Annotated in this window: 24 protein-coding genes; 10 read left to right on the plus strand and 14 right to left on the minus strand. The window is 68.2% G+C overall.

All coding sequences use genetic code 11. The annotated features are described in order from the left end of the window. Window positions 1–186 precede the first annotated feature (186 nt). A complete protein-coding gene (locus tag IQ292_RS16185; RefSeq protein WP_203311366.1) occupies window positions 187–1,668 on the plus strand; it encodes a lipopolysaccharide biosynthesis protein in 1,482 nt (493 codons plus the stop codon). A 4-nt stretch (window positions 1,669–1,672) separates the two neighbouring features. Here the strand turns inward: IQ292_RS16185 and IQ292_RS16190 are convergent, their stop codons facing one another. Next, window positions 1,673–2,098: a CBS domain-containing protein gene (locus IQ292_RS16190; RefSeq protein ID WP_203311367.1), complete on the minus strand. Its 426-nt coding sequence runs from the start codon at window positions 2,096–2,098 to the stop codon at window positions 1,673–1,675. A gap of 89 nt (window positions 2,099–2,187) precedes the next feature. On the opposite strand from IQ292_RS16190, the gene IQ292_RS16195 reads away from it, so the two are divergent. After that, window positions 2,188–2,469, plus strand: coding sequence for a hypothetical protein (locus tag IQ292_RS16195; protein WP_203311368.1), 282 nt, complete (start codon window positions 2,188–2,190; stop codon window positions 2,467–2,469). 78 nt (window positions 2,470–2,547) lie between these two features. Here IQ292_RS16195 and IQ292_RS16200 read toward each other — a convergent pair whose 3' ends face one another. The 4 genes from IQ292_RS16200 to hisS all read right to left on the minus strand — a co-directional run bounded on the left by IQ292_RS16200 (window position 2,548) and on the right by hisS (window position 7,092). Beyond that, a complete protein-coding gene (locus IQ292_RS16200; protein WP_203311369.1) occupies window positions 2,548–3,387 on the minus strand; it encodes a DUF4167 domain-containing protein in 840 nt (279 codons plus the stop codon). A gap of 290 nt (window positions 3,388–3,677) precedes the next feature. After that, on the minus strand, window positions 3,678–4,499 hold the full coding sequence (gene prmC / locus IQ292_RS16205) for a peptide chain release factor N(5)-glutamine methyltransferase (protein ID WP_203311370.1): 822 nt from the start codon (window positions 4,497–4,499) through the stop codon (window positions 3,678–3,680). 153 nt (window positions 4,500–4,652) lie between these two features. Beyond that, on the minus strand, window positions 4,653–5,726 hold the full coding sequence (gene prfA / locus IQ292_RS16210) for a peptide chain release factor 1 (RefSeq protein WP_203311371.1): 1,074 nt from the start codon (window positions 5,724–5,726) through the stop codon (window positions 4,653–4,655). Between the two features lie 121 nt (window positions 5,727–5,847). Further along, window positions 5,848–7,092, minus strand: coding sequence for a histidine--tRNA ligase (hisS, locus tag IQ292_RS16215; RefSeq protein WP_203311372.1), 1,245 nt, complete (start codon window positions 7,090–7,092; stop codon window positions 5,848–5,850). A gap of 49 nt (window positions 7,093–7,141) precedes the next feature. On the opposite strand from hisS, the gene IQ292_RS16220 reads away from it, so the two are divergent. From IQ292_RS16220 to ppa, 3 genes are all read left to right on the plus strand, one after another. Further along, entirely contained in the window at window positions 7,142–7,795 is a 654-nt protein-coding gene (locus IQ292_RS16220; protein ID WP_203311373.1) for a DUF1345 domain-containing protein, read from the plus strand. Window positions 7,796–7,860: 65 nt separating this feature from the next. Then, window positions 7,861–9,780: a M61 family metallopeptidase gene (locus tag IQ292_RS16225; protein WP_203311374.1), complete on the plus strand. Its 1,920-nt coding sequence runs from the start codon at window positions 7,861–7,863 to the stop codon at window positions 9,778–9,780. Between the two features lie 29 nt (window positions 9,781–9,809). Next, complete coding sequence (gene ppa / locus IQ292_RS16230) at window positions 9,810–10,391, plus strand: inorganic diphosphatase (RefSeq protein WP_203311375.1); 582 nt, start codon at window positions 9,810–9,812, stop codon at window positions 10,389–10,391. A gap of 114 nt (window positions 10,392–10,505) precedes the next feature. Here ppa and IQ292_RS16235 read toward each other — a convergent pair whose 3' ends face one another. The 3 genes from IQ292_RS16235 to IQ292_RS16245 all read right to left on the minus strand — a co-directional run bounded on the left by IQ292_RS16235 (window position 10,506) and on the right by IQ292_RS16245 (window position 13,635). Then, window positions 10,506–11,366, minus strand: coding sequence for a S1/P1 nuclease (locus tag IQ292_RS16235; protein WP_203311376.1), 861 nt, complete (start codon window positions 11,364–11,366; stop codon window positions 10,506–10,508). Between the two features lie 134 nt (window positions 11,367–11,500). Next, window positions 11,501–12,430 carry an isoaspartyl peptidase/L-asparaginase family protein gene (locus tag IQ292_RS16240; protein ID WP_203311377.1) on the minus strand — a complete coding sequence of 310 codons (930 nt, stop codon included), beginning with the start codon at window positions 12,428–12,430 and terminating at the stop codon, window positions 11,501–11,503. Continuing rightward, window positions 12,427–13,635, minus strand: coding sequence for an acyltransferase family protein (locus IQ292_RS16245; protein ID WP_203311378.1), 1,209 nt, complete (start codon window positions 13,633–13,635; stop codon window positions 12,427–12,429). The genes IQ292_RS16240 and IQ292_RS16245 overlap by 4 nt, the downstream gene beginning before the upstream one ends. A gap of 63 nt (window positions 13,636–13,698) precedes the next feature. Between IQ292_RS16245 and ispG the strand changes: the two genes are divergently transcribed. Genes ispG through IQ292_RS16270 form a run of 5 tightly spaced genes read left to right on the plus strand, consistent with a single transcriptional unit; the run spans window position 13,699 to window position 16,858 of the window. After that, window positions 13,699–14,826 carry a flavodoxin-dependent (E)-4-hydroxy-3-methylbut-2-enyl-diphosphate synthase gene (gene ispG, locus IQ292_RS16250; protein WP_203311379.1) on the plus strand — a complete coding sequence of 376 codons (1,128 nt, stop codon included), beginning with the start codon at window positions 13,699–13,701 and terminating at the stop codon, window positions 14,824–14,826. Window positions 14,827–14,878: 52 nt separating this feature from the next. Continuing rightward, entirely contained in the window at window positions 14,879–15,124 is a 246-nt protein-coding gene (locus tag IQ292_RS16255; protein ID WP_203311380.1) for an AbrB/MazE/SpoVT family DNA-binding domain-containing protein, read from the plus strand. Next, entirely contained in the window at window positions 15,121–15,501 is a 381-nt protein-coding gene (locus IQ292_RS16260; protein WP_203311381.1) for a type II toxin-antitoxin system VapC family toxin, read from the plus strand. Before IQ292_RS16255 ends, IQ292_RS16260 begins: the two co-directional genes overlap by 4 nt. After that, window positions 15,498–16,391, plus strand: a complete 894-nt coding sequence (locus IQ292_RS16265; RefSeq protein ID WP_203311382.1) for a DMT family transporter — start codon at window positions 15,498–15,500, stop codon at window positions 16,389–16,391. Before IQ292_RS16260 ends, IQ292_RS16265 begins: the two co-directional genes overlap by 4 nt. Next, complete coding sequence (locus IQ292_RS16270; RefSeq protein WP_203311383.1) at window positions 16,388–16,858, plus strand: GNAT family N-acetyltransferase; 471 nt, start codon at window positions 16,388–16,390, stop codon at window positions 16,856–16,858. Before IQ292_RS16265 ends, IQ292_RS16270 begins: the two co-directional genes overlap by 4 nt. 2 nt (window positions 16,859–16,860) lie before the next feature. Here the strand turns inward: IQ292_RS16270 and pal are convergent, their stop codons facing one another. The 6 genes from pal to IQ292_RS16300 form a co-directional block, all read right to left on the minus strand. Continuing rightward, complete coding sequence (pal, locus tag IQ292_RS16275; protein WP_203311384.1) at window positions 16,861–17,391, minus strand: peptidoglycan-associated lipoprotein Pal; 531 nt, start codon at window positions 17,389–17,391, stop codon at window positions 16,861–16,863. Window positions 17,392–17,443: 52 nt separating this feature from the next. Continuing rightward, complete coding sequence (gene tolB / locus IQ292_RS16280) at window positions 17,444–18,853, minus strand: Tol-Pal system beta propeller repeat protein TolB (RefSeq protein ID WP_203311385.1); 1,410 nt, start codon at window positions 18,851–18,853, stop codon at window positions 17,444–17,446. A gap of 167 nt (window positions 18,854–19,020) precedes the next feature. Continuing rightward, window positions 19,021–20,046 carry a cell envelope biogenesis protein TolA gene (locus IQ292_RS16285; protein WP_203311386.1) on the minus strand — a complete coding sequence of 342 codons (1,026 nt, stop codon included), beginning with the start codon at window positions 20,044–20,046 and terminating at the stop codon, window positions 19,021–19,023. After that, complete coding sequence (gene tolR / locus IQ292_RS16290; protein WP_203311387.1) at window positions 20,046–20,501, minus strand: protein TolR; 456 nt, start codon at window positions 20,499–20,501, stop codon at window positions 20,046–20,048. Before tolR ends, IQ292_RS16285 begins: the two co-directional genes overlap by 1 nt. 13 nt (window positions 20,502–20,514) lie before the next feature. Next, a complete protein-coding gene (tolQ, locus tag IQ292_RS16295) occupies window positions 20,515–21,207 on the minus strand; it encodes a protein TolQ (protein WP_203311388.1) in 693 nt (230 codons plus the stop codon). Continuing rightward, window positions 21,204–21,668: a YbgC/FadM family acyl-CoA thioesterase gene (locus tag IQ292_RS16300; RefSeq protein ID WP_203311389.1), complete on the minus strand. Its 465-nt coding sequence runs from the start codon at window positions 21,666–21,668 to the stop codon at window positions 21,204–21,206. Before IQ292_RS16300 ends, tolQ begins: the two co-directional genes overlap by 4 nt. Window positions 21,669–21,792 lie beyond the last annotated feature (124 nt).

Genomic DNA, 21,792 nt, shown 5'->3' on the forward strand with positions numbered 1-21,792 from the left:
GTCAGCGCGCCAGATTTTTCGTGACTGCCTCAGCGACCGTGTCGGCCACCGCTGCGGTGACACCCATCTAGGGAAGGGGTTCCGGACCGTCAAACACTTTTTTGCATTTTTCTTTCGGTCGCGCCGAAAGCCGCGGAAAAGCTGGGGTTTACGCCTTGTGAAGGCCTTTCCCGCTATCGCTCTGGCATGGAAGTCGCGTCGAATCAGCCCTCAAACGGTGCCGAATCCCTCGGATCGCAGATTCGCCGCGCGGTGATCTGGCGCTCGGGCAGCCAGATTCTCGCCCAGACGCTGCAATGGGCGGCGACCTTCCTCGTCATCCGCATCCTCGATCCGCACGATTATGGGCTGTACGCGATGACGGGCGTCGTGCTCGGCTTCCTCAACATGCTCAACGGCTACGGCCTCGCGAGCGGACTCATCCAACGCGAGCATGTCACAGAGCACCAAGTCCGGCAGCTGTTCGGCATGCTGATCGCGCTCAATGTCGCACTGGCGCTCGCCCAGCTCGCGCTCGCGCCCGTCGCCGCCCGCTATTACGGCCAACCCGCTGTCGCGCACCTGCTGCGGGTGCAGGTGCTCATCTACTTCATCACGCCCTTCGCCGCGCTGCCCTATGCGCTGCTCAGCCGCACGATGGACTTCCGCCGCCAAGCGACGGCCAACGTCGCCGCCTCGATCGTCGGGGCTTGCACCGCGCTGGGCGGCGCGCTCGCCGGCTGGGGGGTCTGGGCGCTCGTCGCCGCGCCCATCGCGCTCTTCGCGGCGCGGGCCATCGTCCTCACCTGGAATGCGCATTCGCTGATGTGGCCGAGCTTCGACTTCCGCGGCGCGGGCCATCTTGCCCGCTTCGGGGGGATCATGGCGGCCGGGCAGTTCTTCTGGTTCCTGCAGAGCCAGGCGGATGTCTTCATCGCGGGCCGTCATGTCACGCCGCATCTGCTGGGCATCTATACCACGGCGTTGTTTCTCGCGCAGATCTTCGTGTCGAAGTTCGTGCCGCCGCTCAACGAAGTGGCGTTCAGCGCCTATGCGCGCATGCAGGGTGACGCCGCGGCGATCCCACGCAGCTTCCTGCGCGCGCTCCGGGTCATCATGCTGGTAGCGATGCCCTTCTACGTAGGGCTGGCGACGACTGCGGACCCGCTGGTCCTCAGCGCGCTCGGCGACAAATGGGGCGAGGTGGCACCGATCGTGCGACTGCTGGCACTCGCCATGCCGCTGATGACGCTGCACGTCCTCTATGCCCCCGCCTGCGATGCGCGGGGGCGGCCAGATATCAGCGCGGGGAACGGCGCCTTCGCCGCGGGCATGCTCACGATCGCCTTCCTCGTCAGCATCCGCTGGGGCATCACGGGACTCGCCTGGAGCTGGATCGCGTCCTACCCTGCCCTGCTGACGATCATCAGCTGGCGCTCGATACCCGTGATCGGCGTCTCCGCGCGCGATGTCGCGGCGGCTGTCGCACCCTCCGCGATCGCGGCGCTCGGCATGGGGGCGGTGGTCCTCATGGCCGACCGCGCGCTTCCCGCCATGCCGCCGCATCCCCATCTGGCGATCCTCGTCGCGACCGGTGCGGCGACCTACGGCCTGTGGCTGGCGCTGTTCGCGCGCGGGACGTTGCGCGAGCTGGTGGCGATGGTCCGCAAGCGACCGCTGCCAGCTTGAAGCGCTATTGCTGGATATAGTCACGCATCGCCGAGGCCTCCGCCTCGATGCGGTCGATGCGGTATTTTACGAGATCACCGATCGATACGAAGCCGATCATCCGGCCGCCTTCCACGACGGGCAGGTGCCGGATCCGCCGCCGGGTCATCAGAGAGAGCGCCGCGATCACCGCCTGATCGGGTGCGACGCTTTGGACGGGACGGGTCATCACCTCCACCAGCGGGCGATCGAGCGCGGCCGCCCCATCCCGCGCGATGCCATGGACCAGGTCGCGTTCCGAGAAGATGCCTGCCACCAGGTCGCCGTCCATCACGGGAACGGCGCCGATGCGCCGCTTCGCCAGCAGCGCCACCGCCGCCGCGACGGTGGCCGTCATCGGGAGCGATGCGACCTCATCGCCCTTCGTCCGCAGGATTGCCGCAATCGTCATCCTCGCCTCCTCGGTTCGCCGACAACCGGTACGCGCCGGCCTGCTTCAGGTGATTGAGGAAATCACGTTTTCGCGGCACATGCAAAGCCATGGATTATCCCGGCCTCGACGACCCCGATCAGGCGGCGCACGCCTGGGCCCGATTCCGCAGGATCATGGCATGGATGACGCTGGTCGCGGCGATCGCGAGCGCCGGGACGATCGTCGCGCTCGCCTGGGTCCAGGGACCGCTCCACCTCGTCACGATGCTCGCGGTCCTGGGCGGCGTCGGCGGCTCGATCATGATGGCGGGCGCCCTGATGGGCCTCGTCTTTCTTAGTTCGGGCACGGGACACGACGAGGCGGTCGAGCGATTCGACAAAGACGCCTGACCGAAGGCTTGATACGAAAAGGGCCGGTCCTCCCGCGACGGGAGAGCCAGCCCCTTGGCCACCGGATCGGCGGACCAGTTATTCCGCGGCGGGTGCCTCCACCGCGCGGGTGGTGCGGCGGCGCCGCGGCTTCGGCGCGTCGTCCGCATCGTTGGCGACCAGGGTCAGCGACGGCAAAAGGCGATCGGCATCGACCCCGTTGCTTTCGCCCTCGGCCTGCGCCGCCTCGACCTGCGCGTCGCGGCGCGGACGGCCGCGACGGCGCGGCGCCGCCGGCGCATCGGCAGCGATCACCGCCTCGCTGCGCGCCTCGGGCGTTTCGCCCTCCGCGAACGGCTCGGCGCGATGCTGCCCCGCGACCTCGACCGGCCGCTCGTCTGCCGAGGGGTCGGCAGCGGCCTCCGCGCGACGCGGCCGGCGCTCGTCCCAGTTGCGGCCCTGACGCGGCTCGCCCTCGTTGCCCCGCTGCTCGCCACGGTCGTTGCCGCGCTCGCGGCGACGCTGCTGCCGACTCTCGTCGAACCCGCGCTCGGCCTGGCGGAACTCGCCACCGTCCTGCTCACCCACACGGATCGGCTCGCCCTCGTCGCCGAACTCGTCGTCGCCATCGAGATCGAACGGCTGCTGGCGACGCGGCTGCTGGTCCTCGAACCGGCCGCGCTGATCGGCGAGCACGCGGAAATAATGGTCGGCGAACTGCAGATAATATTCGGTGTTGATCCGGTCGCCCTGACGCTGCGCCTCGGCCGCCAGGTTCTTGTACTTCTCGAGCAGCTGATTGGCGTTGCCGCGCGCGCGGCTGTCGATGCGGTTGCCGTTGTCGGGACGCCCCTGGCCACCGCCACCCTGGCGCGGACCATTGTTGTTGCCACCACCACCACGGCCGCGACGACGACCGTTCTGCCGATTGTTTATCAAGCTACTGTCCTATGATCCGAGTATGTGGTCCGTGAAACCAAACTGGTCCAAGCTCCTGCCCACCAAGGGCTTCCCGACCCGATGGCGCAAACCTCCGGCACCGGCGCCAGGTTCACCGCGACGCGCGGGCCTTGCCAGGGCCGCTGGATCGCAGCGGCTTCCATGACGAAGGATGCGGGCCATCGCCCTGCAATCAACCACATGACGGTGATGATGCGTGCCCCGACGCTTGCAATAGCGGCCGGCAGGGCGGTCCTACAAGCGAAATATGCGTCCTGGCCCGGCAATATTCAAGTCGTGACCAGCAGACAGCGGTCGTGCCCGGCGAGGTCGCGATGGACCCGGCAGTCGAGGCCCGCGTCACCGAACAGGCCGGAGACGGCCGCAGCCTGCCGATGGCCGATCTCAACGGCGGCGCAGCCGCCCGGCGCGATCAGCCGCGGCAGCTGCTGCGCAAGGGTCCGATAGTCGTCGAGGCCATCACTACCCGCGAACAGGGCCGCGGCGGGCTCGTAGGCGCGAACCTCGTCGGGCAGCGGCTCGTCCGTGCCGATATAGGGCGGATTGGCGAGCACCAGGTCGAACCGCCCCGCGATCGCCGCCGCCCAGTCGCCGCGCACGAAGACCGCACGATCCGCCATGCCGAGCGCCGCCGCATTGGCCCGCGCATAACGAAGCGCGATGTCGGAGCGATCGACCCCCAATCCGCGCCCCGGCCATTCGTCGAGCGCGGCCAGCAACAAAGTCCCCGGTCCCGTACCCAGATCGAGGATGCTGCCGGGCGGGCGGCCGGCGAAATGCGACGCGGCGGCGACGAGCAGCGTCTCGCTGTCGGCGCGCGGCACGAGCACGCCGGGGCCGACCTTGAGGTCGATCGTCCAGAAACCACGCGTGCCGACGATATAGGCGACCGGCTCCTGCGCCTCGCGGCGCGCGACGAGGTCCCAGAATGCGGGGGGAACGGCGCGCTGCATGTCGAGAAGCAGCGCATTGCGATCGATGCCGAGCGCATGGGCGAGAAGCAGCTCGGCGTCGAGCCTGGGCGTGTCGGAGAAGGCGAAGCGGGCGGCAGCCTCGGCGAGGGCGGTGCTGACCGCGTGAGACGCGCTCATCTCCCCTCGTCATCCCGGCGAAAGCCGGGCCCCATGGTCTCGGTATGGCGCACCGCATCACGGACCATAGGCCGCTCGCGGCCATCGGCCCCTGCTTTCGCCGGGATGAGGGGGAAGAACGGAGCGCCGCCGGCTCTCAGCCCTCGCACACCCTCACGCATCCAGCGCCGCCAGCCGCTCCGCCTCGTCCTCGGCGATCAGCGCGCCGAGCAATTCCTCCATCTCGCCCTCGATGATCTCGGGCAGGCGGTGCAGGGTCAGATTGATACGGTGGTCGGTGACGCGCCCCTGCGGAAAGTTGTAGGTGCGGATGCGCTCCGACCGGTCGCCCGACCCGACCATCGCCTTGCGCGTGCCGGAGCGTTCCGCCGCCAGCCGCTCGCGCTCCGCCTCGTACAGGCGCGTGCGCAGAACCTTGAGCGCCTTGGCCTTGTTCTTGTGTTGCGACTTTTCGTCCTGCTGGATGACGACGAGGCCGGTAGGCAGGTGCGTGATGCGCACGGCGCTGTCCGTGGTGTTGACCGACTGGCCGCCCGGCCCAGACGATCGATAGACGTCGATGCGCAGGTCCTTGTCGTCGATCTGCACGTCGACATCCTCGGCCTCGGGCAGAACCGCCACCGTCGCGGCGGAAGTATGGATGCGCCCGCCGCTCTCCGTCGCCGGCACGCGCTGGACGCGGTGCACGCCGCTTTCGAACTTGAGCTTCGCGAACACGCCCTGCCCGGTGACGGAGGCGACGACTTCCTTGTATCCGCCCGCATCCGAGCTGGAGGCGCTGATCAGTTCGACCCGCCAGCCCTGCGACTCCGCATAGCGCTGGTACATGCGAAAAAGATCGCCGGCGAACAGCGCCGCCTCGTCGCCACCGGTGCCGGCGCGGATCTCGAGCATCGCCGCGCGGCTGTCGGCCGCGTCGCGCGGCAGCAGCGCGAGCGCCAGGCTGCGATCCGCGCTTTCCAGCGCCGCCTTGTTGGCGTGGAGCTCCTCCGCCGCCATGGCACGCAGTTCCTCGTCGCCATCTTCCGCCATGAAGGCGAGGCTGTCCGCCTCCTGCCGCAGCCGCCGGACTTCGGCCGCCGCGCGGGCGACGGGTTCCAGCTCCGCATATTCCTTCGACACCTGCACGAAGCGGTCGGACGGCAGATCGCCGGTCGCCATCAGCGCCTGCAGCTCGTCGCGCCGCGCCTCGATCTGCGCGATCCGTTCGGCAGAGATGGTGGTCATGCGCGCGGCACCCCCGCTCCATCATTCCCGCGCAGGCGCGAGTCCAGACTCGCGGACGGCGTGGCCCTTGCGGCGTGACAGCGGCTCTGGATCCCCGCCTCCGCGGGGATAACGAGCGGGGTCACCGTAGCGCCTCCGCCACCGCGTCCAGCGGCACCTGACGCTGCTCACCGTTCGACAGCGTCTTCACCGCGACGACGCCTGCCGTCAGCTCGTCGTCGCCGAGGATCAGCGCATGGCGCGCGCCCAGCGTATCGGCTTTCGCCAGACGCTGCTTCATCTTGCCCTTGTACGCCATGTCGACCGCCAGTCCGCAGCGTCGCAGCTCGGCGAGCAGCCCGGTCGCGCGCACTTCGGCGGCCTCGCCCATCGGCACGATGACCGCGTCGATCGTGGGCCTGGCGGGCTCCTCCAGCAGCATCGCGAGCCGCTCGACGCCCGCCGCCCAGCCGACGCCAGCGGTCGGCGCGCCGCCCAGGCTCTCGATCAGCCCGTCGTAGCGGCCGCCCGCCAGCACCGTGCCCTGCGCACCCAGCCGGTCGGTGACGAACTCGAAGGCCGTATGCCGATAATAGTCGAGGCCGCGTACCAGCCGCGGATTGCGTGTCCAGGCGACGCCTGCCGCGTCGAGCCCCGCGGTCACCGCGTCGAAGAAGGCACGCGCGTCGTCGGTCAGGAAGGCGTCGATGTCCGGCGCGGCATCGGCGATCGACCGGTCGCGCGGGTCCTTGGAATCGAGGATGCGCATCGGATTCTTGTCGAGCCGGACGAGGCTGTCCTCCGACAATGCCCCGCGATGCGCCTCGAAATGCCCGACCAGCGCGCTACGCCAGGCGTCGCGCGTCTCGGCATCGCCCAGCGTGTTCAGCTGCAACGTCACGCCGTCCGCGATGCCGAGGTCACGCAGCAGCTGGTCCGCCATGACCAGCAGCTCGACGTCCGCCGCGGGTTCCGCCGCGCCCAGGATCTCCGCATCGATCTGGTGGAACTGGCGGTACCGTCCCTTTTGCGGACGCTCGTACCGGAAGACCGCGCCGCTGGTGGCCAGCTTGAGCGGCACATATTGCTGCCACCCTTCCGTCAGGAAGGCGCGCGCGATGCCGGCGGTGAATTCGGGCCGTAGCGTCAGCGAGTCGCCGCCCCGATCCGGAAAGGTGTACATCTCCTTCGACACGACATCGGTCGTCTCGCCGATCGATCGCGCGAAAACCGCGGTATCCTCGAAAACCGGCACGTCGACGCGGCCAAAGCAGTAGAGGCGCCGGACGCGGTCGAACGTGTCGAGCACGTGCCCGAATCGCCGCTGGTCCTCGCCGAAGATGTCCTGGGTGCCGCGTATGCGTCGCGGAGTTTCTATTCGGGCCATGATCGGCGGGTATCTAGGCGAGGCGCGCCGGAAGCGCTAGCGCCACCATATGACAGAAAGACCGCGCTGGTGGGGAATCGGCAAACGGGTGGCGCCGCCGCGCTTCGCCCTGTTCGCATTGCTGTTCGCGGTCGGGCTGGTTCCGCTGATCCCGTGGCTGGGACGAGCACGAGGGTGCATGATCGCCTTCGACATGGCCAGCGCGGTGTTCCTCGTCTCGCTGATCCCCCTGTTCAGACGCGGCAGCGTCGAGCACATGCGCCGTGCCGCTCGCGACAATGACGCCAATCGCGCGGTGCTGCTCGGCATCACGGGGGCGACGATGCTGGTCATCCTGGTAGCGGTCGCGGACGAGCTGAAGGGCAAGAACGACGCGATCGCCATCCTCATCGTGATCGTCACGCTCGCCCTCGCGTGGCTGTTCTCGAACATGGTCTATGCGCTGCACTATGCGCATCTGTTCTACAGCGCGAACGAGAAGGGTAAGGACGCGGGCGGCCTCGACATCCCCGAATGCGACCAGCCCGACTACTGGGATTTCCTCTATTTCAGCTACACTTTGGGCATGACCTTCCAGACCTCGGACGTACAGATCACCTCCCGTCGCATCCGCCGCGTGGCGATCGGCCAGTGCCTGGCGGCATTCGTGTTCAATCTCGGCGTCATCGCCTTCACGATCAACGTACTCGGGGGAGGGAGCTAAGGGGCTGGACGGCTGACGTTTTCCGCGCAACATTCGTACATCGTCTTCAGCCGCAAAGGCCTTCCATGCACGCCAAGCTTTTCGTCGCCTCCCTTCTTGCGTCCGCCATCGCCGTTCCCGCGATCGCGCAGGTGCCCACCGGCAACACCGCGCCGCAGCCTGTTCCCTTCGTCGACACCATCCCCGTCGCCGTCGACGCGCCTTATCCCGGCACGATCAAGCTGGACGTCGACGCGACCGACACGGAACGCGGCATCTTCCGCGTGAAGGAGACGATTCCCGTGACGAAGAGCGGGCCGATGGCGCTGCTCTATCCGAAGTGGCTGCCCGGCAATCACGCGCCGCGCGGAGAGATCGAGAAGCTGGCCGGCCTCGTCATCCGCGCGAACGGCAAGGTGCTTCCCTGGACGCGCGATACGGTCGACGTCTACGCCTTCCACATCGACGTGCCCGCGGGCGCCAAGTCGCTCGACGTCGAATTCCAGTTCATCTCGGCGACGCAGGGCAACCAGGGCCGCATCGTCGCCACGCCGAACCTGATCAGCCTTCAGCCCAATTCGGTCAGCCTCTATCCGGCCGGCTATTTCACCCGCCAGATCCCAATCCAGATGACCGCGCGCTTCCCGACGGGCTGGACCGCGGCGGGCGCGGTGCCGGCGAACGCGAACGGCTCCACCTATGCCTATCAGACGACGAACTACGAGATCCTCGTCGATTCGCCGGTGCTCGCCGGCCGCTATGGCAAGACCTGGCCACTGTCTCCGCGCGTCAACCTCAACGTCTTCGCCGACTCGCCCGAACTGCTCGCCGCCACGCCGGAGCAGATCGACGCGCACAAGCGTCTCGTCGATCAGGCGGTGAAGACGTTCGGCGCGCAGCATTACGACCATTACGAATTCCTCGTCTCGCTGAGCGATCAGCTCGGCGGGATCGGCCTCGAGCATCACCGCTCGTCGGAAGACGGGACGGCGAAGACCTATTTCACCGAATGGGATTCGAACGTCGCCGCACGCAACCTGCTGCCGCACGAGTTCACGCATAGCTGGGACGGCAAGTTCCGCCGCGGCGCCGACCTGTGGACCCCGGACTTCCGCACGCCGATGCGGGACTCGCTGCTGTGGGTGTACGAAGGGCAGACGCAATTCTGGGGCTATGTGCTCCAGGCGCGCTCGGGCCTCGTCAGCAAGCAGGATACGCTCGACGCCTATGCCGCGATCGCCGGCTCCTATGCGCTCGCGCCCGGCCGCCAGTGGCGCGACCTGCTCGACACGACCAACGATCCGATCATCTCGGCGCGGCGGCCGAAGGGCTGGACCAGCTGGCAGCGCAGCGAGGATTATTACAACGAAGGCCTGATGGTGTGGATGGAGGTCGACGCGATGCTCCGCCAGAAATCCGGCGGGACCAAGTCGATCGACGATTTCGCGCACGCCTTCTTCGGCATTCGCGACGGCGACTGGGGCGAGGTCACGTACACGTTCGATGATGTCGCGCGGACGCTGAACGGCATCGTTCCCTACGACTGGGCCGGTTTCCTCAACAAGCGGCTGACGGAAACGGGCAAGCCCGCGCCCGTCGACGGTTTCGCGATGGACGGCTACAAGCTCGTCTATACCGACACACCCACCAAATATTTCAGCAGCCTGGAAAAGACCCGCGGCACCGACGTCACCTATTCGATCGGGCTCAACGTCGCGCCGGACGGCAACGTCAACGGCGTGATCTGGGATTCGCCCGCGTTCAAGGCGGGACTGGACGTCGGCACCCAGATCCAGGCGATCAACGGCGAGGCCTATAGCGGCGACAAGCTCAAGGCGGCGATCCTCGCGGCCAAGACGTCGAAGGAACCGATCCGCCTGTTGGTCAAGAACGGGCCGCGCTTCCGCGATGTCGCCATCGACTATCACGGCGGCCCCCGCTATCCGCGGCTCGAGAAGGTCGGAACCGGCGAAGGCGGTCTCGATCGTCTTCTCGCCCCGCGGTAAGCGGCGGCAGGTCTTAACAAGGGAAAAGCATGCGCATCGATCTCATCCCGGTCGGCAAGTCGCCGCCCGACGACCTCAACGTCATCATCGAGGTGCCGACCGGCGGCGAGCCCGTGAAGTACGAGTTCGACAAGGCAAGCGGCGCGCTGTTCGTCGACCGCATCCTGCACACGCCGATGCGCTATCCCGCGAACTACGGTTTCGTGCCGCACACGCTGTCGCCGGATGGCGATCCGCTCGACGCTCTGGTGATCGCGCGCTCGCCGTTCATCCCGGGCTGCGTCGTCCGCGCCCGGCCGATCGCCGTCCTCAACCTCGAGGACGAGGCGGGCGGCGACGAGAAGCTGGTCTGCGTGCCCGTCGACCAGGTCTTCCCTTACTATTCCAACGTCGGCGAACGGGCCGACGTGCCGGAGATCGTCTTCGAGCAGATCGAGCACTTCTTCACCCACTACAAGGACCTGGAGAAGAAGAAGTGGGTGCGCGTCGGCACCTGGGGCGACGCCGCCGAGGCGCGCCGCATCACGATCGAGGCGATCGATCGCTACAACGCCGCCAAGGCGAAGGGCGAGGAACCGCACGATCACGACGTGCCGGGCCGCGAAGGATAACGACGTCGTCCTCCCCGCGCGCGGGGAGGAGGTCGCCTGCCGTACTTTGTGGAGGGACGGTTCGTCGGCGCACCGCCGCGCGTCCCTCCGCCCCCTCGTTCGCGGCAGGGTCGATCAGCCGAGCGCCTCGTCGAGCAGCTTCGCCAGCCTCAGCCCGCCGCGCTCGACCTCGAGCCGTGCGACGGGCACGATCTTCGCCACCGTCGCATCGTCCAGCGTCACTTTCGCGGGGGTGGGGCCGCACGGGTCGCCGTGCAACGCGCTGGCGTAGACGACGTCATGCGCGACCTGCCACGATTCGCGGCTCCAGTCGTCGACGCCGCCCCGGGCGATCCGCGCCTTCTCCGCAGGCGAATACCGCCGGACAAGGCTCGGCCCGCTGGTGATCGCACGTTCGGCCAGCGTCCCGTCCCAGACGGAGTGCAGATTGAACCGCTTGGGGCTGTACACGCCATAGGCCGCCGCGACGTCGTTGCCGCCCTTGTCGCCCTTCTCGCCGGCATGCAGCGGCTGGTGCAGGTCGCCGACGAAGTGGATCAGGAAGACCAGCGCCTGCGCCCGCTCCTTCGCTCCGGCACGCTTGTCCTTGAGCACTGCGACATCACGCTTGATCTGCGCGGAGACGCAATTGCCGTCCTTGCACGCCTCCTCCAGGCTGAACGGCGCGCAGATGTTCACGTCCTGGAAGTGCCAGTTGTAGGCATAGCCGAACCGCGGCTTGCCCTCGGCGGTCTTCAACGGCTTGACGCAATCGGCCCAGGTGCTCGCCCCCTCGATGGTCGTCGCGGGACAGGTGGGCGTATCCAGCTTCGGCGTATCGGCAAGGATGCGCCGGATGGCCGCGCGTGTCCGCGGCGCGACATTGGCGTATGCGATCCGCGCCACCGTCTGATGCCCGAATTCCCAATAGGCGTGGGCCGGTGCGGCGACGACGAGCGCAGGCAGCGCGGCGAGACAAAAGCGAAGCGTTTTCATGGACTCACGCTGTAGCGAGAAGCGGCCCCGGACAGAAGGGTCAGGATCGCTGAAGCGCTTGCGCCAGAGTTTGAATTACGGGCGTGGAAGCGGCACCGCCCCGATCCAGCCGCGCCGGATCGCACGCCAGCCCGTCATGTCGCGCTTTCGCCATACAGCGCCACGTCGCGCACCCCCGCCGAGGTGGCGCGGGCACGGTACATGCCGGGCGTGGTGAAGTGCCACAACGCCTCGCCCGACGACGTCACGACGATGACGCCGCCCGTGCCGCCCAGCGCCCGGACGTCCGACAAGGCGGCGGCGGCGGCGATCGCGGCGGCGTCTCCGGCCAGACGGATGCGCGCGGCGATCTCGTGCGCGACGCCCACCCTGATGAACTGCTCGCCCGACCCGGTGCAGGAAACCGCGCAGGCGCGATCGTCGGCGAACGTCCCGGCGCCGATCAGCGGCGAATCGCCGATGCGCCCCCATCGCTTGCCCGTCACACCGCCCGTCGAGGTCGCCGCGGCGAGATGGCCGTGCACGTCGCACGCCACGGCGCCGACGGTGCCGTATTTCATATCGACGTCGAACGCGTCGCCGCCGCGTGCGACCAGTTCATCGAGCTGCCGCCGCCGCTCCGCCACCGCGAACCAGGCGGGGTCGACCGTCTCGACCCCCAGCGTCGCGGCAAAGGCTTCCGCGCCGTCGCCCGACAGCAGCACGTGCGGGCTGTCGCTCATCACGCGGCGGGCCAGCGTGACGGGGTTGCGGATGCGCGTCAGTCCCGCGACCGACCCTGCCGCGCGCGTCGTGCCGTCCATGATGGCGGCGTCGAGCTCGATACGTCCGTCCAGGGTGAAGGCGGCCCCGCGCCCCGCATTGAAGTGCGGATCATCCTCCAGCACCCGCACCGTCGTCTCGACCGCGTCGAGCGCGCTGCCGCCGCCGGCCAACACCGCCGCCCCGGCGTCGCGCGCGCGGGCAAGTGCCTCGCTCGCTCCGGCTTCGGCCGCGCCACCGATCCGCGCGGGGGTGATCGTGCCTGCGCCGCCGTGCAGGACGAGGCTCCAGGTCTGGGTCATGATGCGGGCACCTTGTGCTTGGAAAGACGGCGGAGCCCGATCAGCGGGCGCAACGGCTCGACCTTTCGGCCGATCAGATAGAAAGCGAGCGAACCCAGCACCGTGGCGGCGACCAGGATCGCGAATTCCGCGCCCCCGGCCAAACCGGCCGGGATCAGCCAATAGGCGACGACGACGATGATCGTCTGGTGGACGAGATAGAAGGGGAAGACCGCCTCGGTAAGAAGCGGTCGCCAGCGGTGATCGCGGTTCCAACGCCGTTCGGCATGCCCGATCAGCGCGACGATCGCGCCCCATTGCTGGATCGCATGCGCGGCGCCGTAGGTGGGGTAGAGCCAGCGCGGCGGCTCGGCCGCATCGGGGGAAAGTTCGATGCCGACGATCACCCCATAGCCGAGGATCGCCGCGATGCCCGCCGGCCAGCGATAGCGCACGCAGGCGGCCAGCACGCGCGGCGCGCCGGCCAGTGCGAAACCGAACAGGAAGGCGGGCAGATAGATCAAATGCGCCATCAGGTCATGCGCGGGATCGTGCGTTTCATAGCCCATCGGAAACCACCAGGCATGGACGCCGATCAACCATGCCGTCGGGACCAAAAGCACCAGCGGCCCGGCGAAGACGCGCTCGAACAGGTGCTGCATGGTGTCTGCACGGAGCAGCGCCCTGTGGGCCGGTCCCGCCGAAGTCACCTTCGCCAATCCGACCACCGCGGCGAGCACGACCGTGTACAACCAGAGATAGAGCACGAACCAGAGGTGGTTGAGCGCCGGCAGGCCGATGCCCGCGAGCTTTCCGAAGCGGAAATAGTCGTGCAGCCAGAAGGTCGCAAAGCTCGCGCGATAGCCGTGCTGGGTCACCAGTTCGACGAAGGATTGCGGCGGCACGAGGACCGCCACGCCGAACGCCAGCGGCACCAGCAGCCGCATCGTCCGTTGCCCCAGGAACCCGCCGACGCCCGTCGCACGCCCGAGCAGGGCCCGGCTGGCATAACCGGAGACGACGAACAACAGGCTGAGCCGCCAGGCGTTGACCGCAAGCATGGGCAGCACCGCCCAATCTGCGCCATGCGGGCTCTTCGCATGGAAACCCCATGGCACGAACACCATGCCGACGTGATAGGCGATCAGGATCGCAAAGGCCGCGATACGCAGCCAGTCCAGGCCGAAATGCCGTGGGATCGGCGATGTGGGAAGGGGGCGCGCCATGGCAGGCATGCTTCCCTACACCAGCGTCTTTGAACCGCAACCCGCGCGCTGTATATGAGAGCCATGTCAGTACGTCCGTGGCGCGACATCGTCCGCCGTCCGAGCCGCCAGATCATGGTCGGCAATGTTCCCGTCGGCGGCGATGCGCCGGTCACCGTCCAGACGATGACCAACACGCCCACGCCCGACATCCGCGGCACGGTCGATCAGATCCGCCGCTGCGAGGAGGCGGGCGTGGACATCATCCGCGTATCCTGTCCGGACATCGAATCGACGACCGCGCTGAAGCAGATCGTGCGCGCGAGCCACGTGCCGATCGTCGCCGACATCCATTTCCACTACAAGCGCGCGCTGGAGGCGGCGGACGCGGGCGCCGCCTGCCTGCGCATCAATCCGGGCAATATCGGCAGCAACGAGCGCGTCGCGGAGGTCGTCCGAGCCGCCAAGGCGAACGGCTGCGCGATCCGAATCGGCGTCAACGCCGGCAGCCTCGAGAAGGACCTGCTCGAGAAATATGGCGAGCCGTGCCCCGATGCATTGGTCGAAAGCGCGCTCGATCACATCAAGCTGCTGCAGGATCACGACTTCCACGAATATAAGGTCGCGGTGAAGGCGTCGGACGTCTTCTTGGCGGTCGCCGCCTATCAGGGTCTGGCCGAAGCGACGGATTGTCCCTTGCACCTGGGCATCACCGAGGCGGGCGGCCTGATCGGCGGCACCGTTAAATCGTCGATCGGCATCGGCAGCCTGCTCTGGTTCGGCATCGGCGACACGATTCGCGTGTCGCTATCGGCGGAGCCGGAGGAGGAAGTCCGCGTCGGCTTCGAGATCCTCAAGGCGCTCGGCATCCGCAACCGCGGCGTGCGCGTGGTGTCCTGCCCCAGTTGCGCCCGACAGGGATTCGACGTGATCCGCACCGTGCAGGCGCTGGAGGAACGGTTGCAGCATATCCGCACGCCGATGAGCCTGTCGGTGCTGGGCTGCGTCGTCAACGGCCCCGGCGAGGCGCGCGAAACCGACATCGGCATCACCGGCGGGGGCAATGGCAAGCACATGGTCTATCTGTCCGGCGTCACCGACCACCACGTCCAGGACGCCGACATGATCGATCATATCGTCAAGCTGGTCGAAGCGAAGGCGGCGGAGATCGAGGCTGCGTCGGTACCGTCGCAGCCGGTCGCGGCGGAATAGCCCTGACGCCTCTTGGTACCTGTGCTATGACACAGGTACTGGAGGTTTCGACATGACCTATCATGCCAAGGTGATCGCGGGCGGCAAGGTGGTGATTCCGGCGGATATCCGCCGCGAACTCGGCATCAAGGACGGCGATTCGCTGGTCGTCGACCGCACGGATGATGGTGGCGTCAGATTGATGACGTTCGATCAGTCGGTCCGCAACGCGCAGGCCAAGGCGCGCGCCATCTTCGGTGAGGATTATACGGTCGATACGTTTCTGAGGGAACGACGCGCCGACTGGGGCGAGGAATGAGCGCGGTCGTCGATGCATCCGCGGTGATGGCGCTGATGCTCGGCGAAACGGGGGCAGACATCGTTGCCGGGATCGTCCGGGGCAGCCGGATGTCGACCGTCAACGTCGCCGAATGCTGCGCACGCGGGGTGGAACGCGGCGCGAGCGCCGAGGCGGTGCTGGCTATCCTCGGTAGCTACGAGATCGCGGTCGTCCCCTTCGATCTGCCCATGGCGCTCGAGGCGGCACGGCTGCGGGAGCCGACCCGCGCGCAGGGCGCGTCGCTCGGCGATCGGGCGTGTCTGGCGCTGGGTCTTCTCTACCGCCTGCCCGTCTATACGAGCGATCGCCGTCTCGCGGAGGTCGAACTCGATATCGACATCCGGCTGATCCGGTGACCCGCGCCGCATCGCCCCTTCTCGCCTTCGGCGTCGCCGCCGGGGGAATCGCGGTCTATTCGGCGATGGACGCGCTGATGAAGGGGCTGTCCATCACCAGCGGCGCTTACGATGCCGTGTTGTGGCGCTCGATCGCGGGGGTGGCGCTGATGCTGCCGGTGTTCCTCCTCCGGCGCCGTCCCTGGCCGACGCGCGCGGCGCTGAAGCTTCATGCGGCACGTGGCTCGGTCGCGGGCGCGTCGGTGCTGCTGTTCTTCTGGGGTCTGGTGCGCGTGCCGATGGCGCAGGGCGTCGCGCTGACCTTCCTCGCGCCGCTCATCGCGCTGTTCCTCGCCGCGCTCACCCTGGGCGAGCGGATCAGGCGCGCCGCGATCGGTGGTTCCCTTGTCGCCAGTCTCGGCGTCCTCGCCATCGCGATGGGCGAGGTCCAGGCGCGCGCGTCGCAGGACGCGGTACTCGGGAGCGTGGCGGTGGTCGCGGCGAGCATCCTCTACGCGGGTAGCCTGATCCTGTTGCGTCGCCAGGCGCAGGTGGCGGACCCGCTGGAAGTCGCGCTGTTCACCAGCGTCGTGCTGAGCCTGCTGCTGCTCGTCGGCGCGCCCTGGTTCGGCAGCATGCCCGCGACCGGACAATGGCCCGAAATCCTCGTCGCGGCGCTGCTCGGTTCGGCGTCGGCGGTCGCGCTCGCCTGGGCCTATGCGCGGGCGGAGGCGCAGGTACTCGCGCCGGTGGAATATACCGCCTTCGTCTGGTCGGCGCTGTTCGGCTGGTTCGTTTTCGCCGAGGTCGTCTCGGCATGGACGGTGGCGGGAGCGGCACTGATCATCGCGGGCTGTATCGTCGCCGTGCGCCGCCCCTTCCCCGCCCCGCAGACCGAGGCTTCCGCATGATCCGACCCGCCACATCCGCCGACATACCCACGATCCTCCACCTCGTCCGCGAACTGGCAGCCTTCGAGCGCGAGCCCGATGCCGTCACCGCGAGCGAGACGGACCTGCATGCCGCGCTGTTCGGGCCACGACCCGCCGCCGAGGCCGTGATCGCGCAGGAGGACGACGCCGTGCTCGGCTTCGCGCTCTTCTTCCACAATTTCTCGACCTGGACGGGGAAGCGCGGCCTCTACCTGGAGGATCTATACGTCACGCCCGCCGCGCGGGGCAAAGGTATCGGCACGGCCCTGCTCCGCCATCTCGCGCAGGAAGCGGTGGCGCGGGGCTGCGCGCGATTCGAATGGTCGGTGCTCGACTGGAACGCCGACGCCATCGCCTTCTACCGGGCGATGGGTGCGGTCGGCATGGAGGAATGGACGATCCAGCGCGTGACGGGCGAAGCGCTGGAGCGCCTCGCCCGCGGCTGAATTCAGCCGACCACGACGGTCACGGCGCGCCGGTTCTGCGCCCAGGAGGCGTCGTCGGACCCGAGCGCGACGGGGCGCTCCTTGCCGTAACTGATCGTGGTCAGGCGCGACGGGTCGATCCCCTTGGCGACCAGATAGTTCTTGGCCGCATTGGCGCGACGATCGCCGAGCGCCAGATTGTATTCGCGCGTGCCGCGCTCGTCGCAATGGCCCTCGATCGTCGCGCGGACGTTCGGGTGGCTCGCCAGCCACTGTGCCTGCGTGTCGAGGATCGTCCGTGCTTCCGGATCGATGTCGTACATGTCGAGCCCGAAATGCACCGTGTTCGAGCTGACCGAGCGGCGGAAATCCGCGTCGGAGCCCGGCACCGTCGCGTCGCCGACCTGGCCATTGTTCGACGGCGGCAAGTTGCCGGTGTTCATCCCGCCGGTGTTGTCGACCGGCGGCGGCGGCAGCTGCTTCGGCTTGTGCGCGCAGGCGGCGAGCGACAGCATCGCCGCAGCGGTCATCAGCGTCGTGGAAAGCTTGGCCATCATCGTATCTCCCTAAGAATCGTCCCGCCCCCGAAACGCCCCCAATTCGGCGTCACGGCCTGATCGGCCCCCAGGCCGGATCCGAGCCGTCGAGCGGCGTCGGGATCTTGCGTTCGACCTGACCCGTCAGGTCGACCATCCACAGATCCGCCTTGCCCGATCCGCCCTGCGTCGAGCGGAAGAAGGTGATGGCGCGGCCGTTCGGCGACCAGCTCGGCCCCTCGTCCTGCCAGCTGTTGGTGAGCAGCTTCTCGCCCGACCCGTCCGGCGCCATGATGCCGATCCGGAACGCGCCACCCAATTTGGTGAAGGCGATGAGGTCGCCGCGCGGACTCCACACCGGCGTGCCGTAGCGGCCGCCGCCGAAGCTGATGCGATGCTGGTTCGACCCGTCGGCGTTCATCACGTAGAGCTGCTGTCCGCCGGAGCGGTCGCTCTCGAACACGATCCTCGATCCGTCGGGCGAATAGCTGCCGCCGGTGTCGATGCCGGGCGAGGTCGTCAGCCGTTGCGGCGTGCCGCCGCTCGCCGCGACGCGGTAGATGTCGGTGTTGCCGCCCTGCGCCATCGAGAACAGGATCCAGCGACCGTCCGGCGAGAAACGCGGCGCGAAGGTGAGCGACACGTTCTGCACGATCCGGCGCGGCCGGCCCGAGCCCAGGTCGTAGACGTAGATCGACGGCCGGTTGTCCTCGTAGCTCATGTAGACGATCGACTGCTGGTTCGGTGCGAACCGCGGCGTCAGCACGATCGCCTGGCCGTTGGTCAGGAAGCGGTGGTTGAAGCCGTCCTGGTCCATGATCGCCAGCCGCTTGATCCGCTTCGCCTTCGGCCCCGTTTCGGAGACGTAGACGATGCGGCTGTCGAAATAGGGGCCCTCGCCGGTCAGGCGCGCATAGACCATGTCGGCACATTTGTGCCCCGCGCGACGCCAGTCGGCCGGCGGCACGACGAAGCCGGTGCGCGTCAGCTCGACCTTGGAGAAGACGTCGTACAGGTAGCAGCCGACCGTCAGATTGCCGTCAGCACCGGCGCGTACGAAACCCTGGACCAGCGCCTGCGCGCCCGTGCCGCCCCAATAGTCGAACGCCGGCGCATTGACCTCCTGGAAGCCGACCGGTCGCAGCTTGCCCGGCGCGAGCGGGGTGAAAAGGCCCGAATTCCTCAGGTCGTTCGCGACGATGTCGGCCAGCTGGCGGCCGAGCACGTCGGTCGATCCCGCCGGCGTGTCGACCACCTGCGCGGTCGGCATCACGGGGATGGCGATCGGCATCGGCTCGGACACGCCGCCGGTCACGGACACTTCGAGCGGGGCGGCGTTCTGATCCTGCGGCTGGCCCGCCGGCTGCTGCTGCGACGGCGGCGTGGAGGCGGGTGCCGTCTGCGCCGCTGCCGGAACAGCAAGGGCCGACAGGGCCGCGGTGGCGGCCAGCGCCGCGAAGACTTTTCCAATCATGCGCATGTTCCTGTTGGCATTCCGGCCTGTATCACGTCCGGCGGGTCCGGGCTTTCCTGCTGCATCCGCGCCAGATCCGCGCCGAGCGTGTCGAAGCCTCGCCCTTCCACGCGAAGAGGAGGAAAGCCCGTCGACGGACGCACGGCGAACGGCCGGAGGATGCCCTTGGGCCATCACCGGATCGTCCAATGGAAGTTGATGTTATTCCAGCCGCCGGTGGGCGTCGAATAATATTCGGCCGGGAGCTTCAGTGGCGAACATGCCTTCAGGGCAGCGATGCCGAGATCGATCACCCGCTGCTTGTACCGATCGTTTTCGTCGGTGACGCCGGTCTGGCGCACCATCCGCGGGGTCGCCGCGAGCGAACCGTCCTGATTGAGTCGCAGATTGAGGACGGACACGATGGAATTTGCCCCGGGCATGCCCGTGGTCGCCTGCCGGTCCGCGCACGGCTGGATCTGGCGCTTGATGGCGTCCTCGATCCCCGCCATCGCTCGCGCGTCGATCTTCGCTGCCTTGGGCGCGGGCGACGTGCTCGTCGACGCCTCGCTGGTCAGGCCCTTCAGGAAGTCGCTGCCGAGCCGCGAGCCGCGAGGACGCTCGGCCTTGCTCGCCTCATCGCTGCCGCGACCCGCCTTGGCGGCAGGCCTGGCTGCGGCTTGCGGCTTGGCCGCCGGCTTCGACGGCGCTGGACGATCGGCCGGCTTCGCTTCCGCTCTCGGCTTGGCGGCGGGCTTGCTCGGCTTGGGCGTCGGCTTGGCCGGTTGCTCCGCCGCCTCGGGCTTCGGCTTGGGTTCGGGCTTCGGCTTGACCGGGGCCGGCTTGGGCTTCGGCTGGGGCTTGGCCGGCGCGGGCTTGGGCTCGGGCTTCGGTTCCGGCCTGGGCTGGGGCTTCGGCGGCGCGGGCTTGGGTTCGGGCGGCGCGGGTTCGGGCTCCGCCGCCGGCTCCGGCTCGGCCGCCGCAGGCGGTGCCGCATCCTCGGGCTCGCCGGTGTCGGGCGCCCTGGATTGCGCCGGCGGAGTCACCGCCTGTGGCGCGGTCGCCTCCAGCGCGACGTCCTTGACCAGGCTGACCTCCATCGGCGTCTGCTGGAGCTTCGCCGGATTGGGCGTGGCGAGGAAACCGACCGACAGCAGGCCGAGGAGCACGACATGCCCGACGACCGCCACACCAAGGCCGATTTTCTCCGCCCGATCCATCAGCGCGTCCCGCCGCCCTCACCGGCGCCTTCGACGGTCAACAGCGATACGCGATTCAGCCCTGCCCGGTTCAGCTCGCCCATCACCCGCATCACGCGGCCATAATCGAGCGCGCGGTCGGCGCGCAGGAATATCTGCGGCGGCTGGCCTCCGGCCTCCGTCTTGGCCGCGATCGCTTCGAGCCGCTGCGGCAGCGCGTCCTCGGCGACTTCCTGGTCGTCGATGTACAGCCGCCCTTGCGAATCGAGCGAAATCTGCACCGGCTTCTGGTCCTGATCCAGCGCCTTGGCGCGGCTGTCGGGCAGGTTGACCGGGACGCCCGCCGTGAGCAGCGGCGCGGTGACCATGAAGATGATCAGCAGCACCAGCATCACGTCGACCAAAGGGGTGACGTTGATGTCCGCCACCGGCGCCCGGCGTCCACGTCCGCGCTGCGAGGGAAGGTTCATCGCCATGGCGCGCGCTCCCTTACCGGCCCGAGTCCAGCTGGCGGCTGAGTGTCGTGTGGAAGCCGTCGGCGAAGCGGCCCAGCGCCGCCTCGATCCGGTTCACGCCATGGCTGAAGCGATTGTAGGCGATCACCGCCGGTATCGCCGCGAACAGGCCGATGGCGGTCGCGAACAGCGCCTCGGCGATCCCGGGCGCGACGACCGCCAGCGAGGAATTCTGCGCCTGTGCGATGCCGGTGAAGCTGCGCATGATGCCCCAGACGGTGCCGAAGAGGCCGACGAAGGGCGCGACCGAGCCGATCGTCGCGAGGATGTTCAGCTTGTCGCTGATCCGGTCGATCTCGCCCGCCGCCGCCGCGCCCATCGCAGTCGCCAGCCGTTCGCGGGTGCCGCCCTTGTCGATGCTGCCGCCCGCGGTCGACCGGCGCCATTCCTTGACGCCGGCGGCGAAGACCTTGGCGGACGGAAGATCCTGATCCGCCTCCGCCTTGTAGAAGGCGTCGATATCCTCCGCCTTCCAGAAATCGCGTTCGAACCGCGCCATGCCCTTGCGGATACGCCCCAGCCGCCGCCAGAAGGCGACGATCAGCGTCCAGGTCCAGATGCTGGCGACGAGCAGCCCCGCCATCACCACCTTCACGACGACGTCGGCCTGCAGGAACAGGGCGACGGGCGACAGGGTCGCCGCATCCATGTTGAACACCGGATTCATTCGTTGGTCCCCTGCCACACCAGGCGTTGATAGATGTCCGTCCACGCGGCCGGCTGGCGACGGGGGCGGCCGTTCGCGGCGACGAGCGCCGCCGTCACCTCCGCCTCCGTCAGAACAAGCGGACCGCGCCTGACTGTCTGATGAATGACGACGCTGGCCGCGCGCACGGACATCACGCGGCTGACCACCAGCAGCGCGTCGTCGAGATGCGCGGGCGCGCGATAGCGGATGGCGAGATCGGCGACGGCATAGGCGCCCTCGCCCGCATCGAACACGGCGCGCTGATCGATCCCCGCCAGCCGCAGCATCGCGGAGCGCGCGCGCTCCATGAAGCGCAGGTAATTGGCGTGGTAGACCACGCCCGAAAGGTCGGTGTCCTCGAAATAGACGCGCACCGGGAACAGGTGCTCGCGCCCCTCGAACCGTCCCGCCGTCGGCTGGTCGATGCTGTCCTCCCGCATAGGCAAGCGCCGTTAACCTAACCGCGCGACTCGGGGAAGCCCGTTGCCGCGCGTGACGCGACGGAAAGCGCTTGACGGATGTAACGCATGGGTTACATGTAACCCGCAGGTTACAGGAGGGTGC

The sequence above is a fragment of the Sphingomonas beigongshangi genome (assembly GCF_016820445.1).
Classification (GTDB): Bacteria; Pseudomonadota; Alphaproteobacteria; order Sphingomonadales; family Sphingomonadaceae; genus Sphingomonas; species Sphingomonas beigongshangi.